A 3,039-nucleotide genomic window follows, 5' to 3' on the forward strand; every position below is an offset into this window, starting at 1 on the left:
ATATTCTCCAATATAAATAGTGTTTATGAACAAATGGAAGAACTTCAAAATGTAAAAAAAGGAAAACTAATCATTGGGGCAATGTCGGAAGAGTTAAGTCAGCTTGCATCCGTCGTTTTCTTAGAACTTCATCGCAAGTGGCCCCATGTGCAAACAAAGATTTTTATGTCAGATAACATTGAAGAAAAGGTTTTTAGAAATGAAATTGATATAGCTTTGACACTCATGCCTGTAGAGAATGAAAAGTTAACGAATATCCCTTTATATATTGAAGAATATTTTTTGGCGGTTTCAGATGACCATCCATTGGCAGATAGGGATATAGTGAAGTTGGAAGAGATAAGGGACCTATCACTTGTATTATGTCCAATAAACCACACGTGCCGAAAGTTAATTGATGCTGCCTTTGCCTCTGTGGGATTTGCCATCCAGCCAATCATCGAATTAACTGAGGTAAAATCTATATTGAGTTTAGTGAAAGCAGGTATTGGAGCAACCATTCTTCCCAGAACACTTCTCGATTCGGAGAATGATGGAACCCTAAAGGTAATTAAAATAGAAAACCCAGCTATTTGTAAGGAAATTGCCATTGTACATCATAAAGAAAAGTATATTGGATATGCTGCAAGAAGTTTTATAGATTTGATGGTTGCTTATGTGGAAAAGACAAAACTGAATGAGAGAGTGTATCCTGAAAATACTTTACTCACTTTCTGAAGAATTTTCCCTTTTTAAAAAACCTTCCCCATTCCATCAAGCGGAATGGGGAAGGGAGTAGAGTAGATTTTGGTCAAAGTGATAATCTTTAACGTTGTTTATTTGGTAATTTTAAACGATGGACACTGCCGCCTTGTGTGCCAACAAACAAATATTCTTCGTCTGGTGATAGTTCAAGGGCAGTCGCATTTCTGTTATCGAGGCCCTCGGATATATTCGTCCATGTTTCCCCGCCGTCCTCACTCATTAGCACACCGCGACCTTGCTTACGGAGATCCTTTTTATTAAAGGAACCAGTGGCTGCATAGACGACTTTAGGGTTACTAGGGGAAACGATGATATCATTGACATATATTTCGAGCTCATCAGCACCCTTTGCTGTTTCTAATGTTTTCCCGCCATCTGTGCTGACATACAAATGGTTTCCTCCGACCACCAAATGGTCCGAATTGTGTGAGTCAATCGCAATCCTGCTTACAGGAACGTTTTGAATTTTTTGGAATGATTGGCCCATGTCTTTGGACAGAAATAGCCCGTCATTTCCGCCTGCCCAAATCCGGTTAGGATCGTTAGGATCACCGGCTAAAGCTATAAACTGGTGCTCTTGCTTAATTGTTTTCCAATTCTCCCCACCATCTTGGCTGATTAACATACCTTTTTCATATACGTTTTTATATGTGATCATGATTTGATTTGAGTTGGCTGGGTGAACCTGCATGGCAAGGGCGGTTCCCCCACCTTCAAACTTCAAATCCCAGTTTTCCCCACCATCTTTGCTTCGGTACACATACATACTCTGAGTCCAAGAACTATAGCGTAGCTTGTAAGCAACATTTGGTTCTGTTGGGGACGTTGCAATATGATACACTTGTTCTCCATCTTTTCCTTCACCTTCAGCCGCGCCCCACTCGAGTGTTACGGAATCAACCTTGTTTTGAACGGGTAACGCTGTTCGGTACATTTCGGATTCAGTCCCGGCAAGTAACCCGTATCCTTTGGAATTCCGGGAAATAGCCAAGTCATAAACCGTTGCTCCAGGAATACCGATCCGTTTATATGTTTCACCTTTATCCTGTGTTCCATATATCCCTGCCTGAATAGAAGAAACATAAACTGGGCGCATCTCTTTAGGAGAAGATTTTGGTCCTAAGGCGAAATCGAGTTCATAGGAGGCAGACCCAGGAAGCGGTTTTTTCCAGGTTTCCCATGTTGTTCCGTTATCGTGACTCACCATTATTCCATCATACCCAGTCCCGACATAAATATCCCCCTCCAGAATCTCTATGTGAGATACATTATTAAATGGTATTTGAGAGTGCGTAAGTTCTTTCCAATCTTTACCTTTGTTATAGGAAGCGTACAATCCGCCACCAAATGTACTGGCAATTAGTATATCTTGATTGCCTACTACATCCTTTGTACTACTAAAAGGCGGCTGAAACAATTTCTCAGATGTAGGCGAACCAGAGAATACATCTTTCAAAACGTATAAACCTTTGTAGCCTGTTGAAAGGTAAAGGTCGTTATTCAAAAGATGTGCGTCAGTAAGATATGGCCACCATCCAGACAGCTTCTCCCAGTTCATTCCTCTGTCCAAGCTGACATAGACTTCGTTCCTCGTAAGAGCAACTAGTTTTTGCCCACTTTCATCAATTTGTAAGTCAGTAACCTCTACATTCGGAAAAGGTAGAGTGTTCCATGTTTTTCCGCCATCTTTGCTGGCTAATATCTTACCTTGATAAGTTGGATCAAAATAGGACCCATTAATAGGCACATATATATTTTTTTCATTAGTGGGATCGACCACTAGAGCTATTGGCATTCCTCCTGCGACAGGAAAATTTTCAAACTGATGCCAAGTTTTTGTCCCATCTTCCGTCCGGAAAATAGAAGGAGTTCCCTGAGATAATGCCCCTGCAGGTAATACCGTCATGCCATTAGGATTTTTCAGGTCAAAATTCATCAAGCCTGTATTAGAGTAAGGCCCAACGGCTTTCCAGGATGAAGCGTGTTCCTTAACGGCTGGTAATTTTTCCAGAAAACTAGAACCTATTATTGCCGCTTCCTCAGTAGAAGAATTTTTGACTGTGGAAATGGCATCAATCCGATATATTCCCACTTCGCTTGTCTGAACGGGCACACGCCACCAATGATCATGATCTAAGACAGAAGTCACTTGATTTGTTTTTCCACTTGGAGTTCGTACTGTCACTTTTGGAGCTTGTGACAAATCAATCGGACTGAAAATGAAGGCTTCCGTTTCACTTACTGATGATGGTACTGGATCGGGAGATGCAGTAATTTGGAGATGCCGTACTGTCA

General features: G+C 41.2%; 2 protein-coding genes. One reads left to right on the plus strand and one right to left on the minus strand.

The features are described from left to right. On the plus strand, positions 1 to 717 hold a 717-nt coding region (locus V7659_RS26975; protein ID WP_335543159.1), incomplete at its 5' end, for a LysR family transcriptional regulator substrate-binding protein. An 88-nt stretch (positions 718 to 805) separates the two neighbouring features. Here V7659_RS26975 and V7659_RS26980 read toward each other — a convergent pair. Further along, positions 806 to 3,039 (minus strand): WD40/YVTN/BNR-like repeat-containing protein (locus tag V7659_RS26980; RefSeq protein WP_335543160.1); only part of this gene is annotated, 2,234 nt, incomplete at its 5' end.

Source organism: Neobacillus drentensis (assembly GCF_036966985.1).
Lineage (GTDB): Bacteria > Bacillota > Bacilli > Bacillales > Cytobacillaceae > Neobacillus > Neobacillus drentensis_E.